Origin of the sequence: Actinomadura sp. NPDC049382, from assembly GCF_040677125.1 — a bacterium.
GTDB classification, from domain to species: Bacteria; Actinomycetota; Actinomycetes; order Streptosporangiales; family Streptosporangiaceae; genus Spirillospora; species Spirillospora geliboluensis.
The window spans coordinates 1-2,546 of the sequence record NZ_JBFARO010000257.1; the positions used below are offsets into that span (position 1 = coordinate 1).

General features: G+C 73.1%; 3 protein-coding genes. 2 read left to right on the plus strand and 1 reads right to left on the minus strand.

The window, feature by feature from the left end:
• The first annotated feature begins 240 nt into the window (after positions 1–240).
• Positions 241–954 (plus strand): hypothetical protein, encoded by a 714-nt coding sequence (locus AB0K34_RS46430; RefSeq protein WP_301176487.1) that lies wholly within the window; start codon positions 241–243, stop codon positions 952–954.
• 42 nt (positions 955–996) lie between these two features.
• Here AB0K34_RS46430 and AB0K34_RS46435 read toward each other — a convergent pair whose 3' ends face one another.
• Positions 997–1,818 (minus strand): IclR family transcriptional regulator, encoded by an 822-nt coding sequence (locus AB0K34_RS46435; protein ID WP_301176488.1) that lies wholly within the window; start codon positions 1,816–1,818, stop codon positions 997–999.
• A 180-nt stretch (positions 1,819–1,998) separates the two neighbouring features.
• Here AB0K34_RS46435 and AB0K34_RS46440 point away from each other — a divergent pair, with 180 nt between their 5' ends.
• Positions 1,999–2,448, plus strand: coding sequence for a nuclear transport factor 2 family protein (locus AB0K34_RS46440; RefSeq protein ID WP_138632943.1), 450 nt, complete (start codon positions 1,999–2,001; stop codon positions 2,446–2,448).
• The last annotated feature ends 98 nt before the right edge of the window (positions 2,449–2,546 follow it).

The following is a 2,546-nucleotide window of genomic DNA, read 5'->3' on the forward strand; positions in this document are numbered from 1 at the left end:
GGTGCCGAGCGCGAGCCAGCCGGGCTGCGCAGCGCGGGCCCGGCCCGCCGCCGCGGCCACCTCGGCGGCGTCGGCGCAGCGGAGCGTCCCGTCGGTGCGCCCGGTGCGCGGGTCACGCACGCCGATCTGTCGAGCCATCCCAACCTCCCGGAATCTGTTCCGACGACTGTAACGCCGTTCCATTGAAACCGGAATGATGGTACAGATAATAGTCTGACCTTTCCCCCTGACGGAGGCCCCGTGATCGGCACCCACGGATGGACGCTGCACAGCTGGGCGATCCTGCTCCACATCGTCCTGTTCGCCTACTGGCTCGGCGGCGACCTCGGCGTCTTCTACTCCAGCCGGTTCATCCTCAAGCCCGAGCTGTCCACCGAGGCGCGCGGCGTCGCGGTGAAGATCATGCACGTGGTCGACATGTCCCCGCGGATCTGCCTGGTGCTGTTCCTGCCGAGCGGCATCACGCTGATGGCGGCCGACGAGCTCGGCCGCGACGTCTTCGGCGGCCGGCGGCTCGCCGTCGTCTGGGCCCTCGCGCTGGTCTGGCTGTGGCTGGTCGTCGCCGACTACCGGCGCCGGCCCGGCCGGTACGGCGACCTGGTGCACCGCACCGACCTGGTCGTGCGCGGCGCGCTGATCGCCGGGCTGCTCGGCGCGGCCGGCTACACCTTCCTCGCCGAGGAGCCGTTCGGCGTGACGTCCAACCCGAAGTGGCTGGCCGGGAAGGTCGCCGCCTACGCGCTGTGCATCGCCGCCGGGTTGATGATCCGGGTGAAGCTGAAGCCGTTCGGCGCCGCCTGGGGGACGCTGCTCGCCAAGGGCAGCGACCCGGCGGTGGAGCGCGACATCCGCGGCGCCGTCCAGGGCAGCATCCCGTACGTCCTCGCGATCTGGACGCTGGTCGTGGTGGCCGCCCTGCTCGGCGTGGTCAAGCCCGGATCGACGGCGTACTGAATGCGGCGCGACTCCCAGGGGCGCGGCGGACCGGCGGCGGGCTCAGGCGGGGCGGTGGCCGAAGCGCTCGGACAGCCGCCGCACCGTCTGCAGCAGGGCCGAGGCGCAGAACTCGGTCTCCTCGCGGAACCGGTCGATCGGGCCGCTGACGCTCATCACGGCGATCGGCCGGTCGTTCTGGTCGAGGATCGGCGCGGCGACGGACGCCGCGCCCGGCTGCCGCTCCGCGATCGAGGAGGCGTAGCCGCGGGCGCGGATCTCCTCGATCTCGCGGCGCAGCCGCGGCGGGGTGGCGAGTGTGGCCGGGGTGAACTGCTCCAGCGCGGGCTGGGCGAGGTAGTGGTCGATCTCCTCGTCGGACAGGAAGGCCAGGAACGCCTTCGAGGACGCCCCGGCGTGCAGCGGGTAGGGCACGCCGAGCGTCACCGACATGATCAGCTCCCGGCGCGGGGTCACCTGGTCGATGTAGGAGCGCGTCCAGCCGGACCGGACCGACAGCGTCGCGGTCTCCATCGTGCGCTCCGACAGCGCGGTCAGCTCGGGCCGGGCGACGGTCCGCACGTCGATCCGCTCCAGGTAGGCCATGCCGAGCTTCATCGCGCCGATCCCGAGGGAGTAGCGCCGGGTCGCCTCGTCCAGCTCGATCAGCCCGTGGCCGCGCAGCGACGTGAGGATGCGGTGCACCGCGGCCTTGGACAGGCCGAGCGCGGTGGCCACCTCGGTGACGCCGAGGGTCGCCGCCCGCTGCTCCGCGAAGTACATCAGGACGTCGGCCGCGCGCTCCACCGTGGCGATGGTCTGGCCCGTCCCCGCGCGCTCCTCGGCGCGGGGGGAGAGCTCGCTCGGCTGCGCGGTGCTGGTCATGGAGGTGGTTCCTTCCCGGTCCCCGTGGGTCGGCATGGCTGATGGACGCGAGCGTGCACGCGGTTTCGACCAGTGTAATGCCGTTCCACTACGTGGCGACGCCGGTGCCCCGCGGGGAACCCCGGTTCCACATTATGAGATGAAACACGCCCACGGTCCCCGAACAGGAAGGAACCAGCGATGAAGTCCCCGCTCGAAGCGACCGAGGCCATGCTCCAGGCGGTCGTCGACCGCGATCTCGACGCCGTCCTCGACGCCTTCTCCGGCGCGCCCGACGCGTACGTCTTCCCCGAGGGCCCCCGCTGGACGACGCGCGGCGGCGACCGGATCGAGCAGGGCTGGCGCGCCTACTTCGCCGCCCCCGTCGGCATCGACGGCTACCGGTGGATCGAGGGCCCGCACGTGTTCGAGTCCGCCGCGCTCGGCCAGGTCACCGGCGTCATCGACTACGACGTGCACGGGGACGGCGCCGCCGGCCGGCTCCGGATGCGGATGACCTGGCTGCTGCGCGACGAAGGCGGGCGGTGGCGCATCGTCCACGAGCACGGGTCGCAGCCGCTCGCCGACCCCTACGGCGCGGGCGACTGGTGGCCCGCCGGCGCCCGCCCCCTCGGCGCGGCGGAGGGCTGACCGGCCGTGCGGGGGGCGGGGCCCCCCGCCGGCGGGGGGGGCGGGGGGGGCGGCCCGGGTATGGCGGATTATAGTCCCCGAGAACAAGCGGGCGCCGG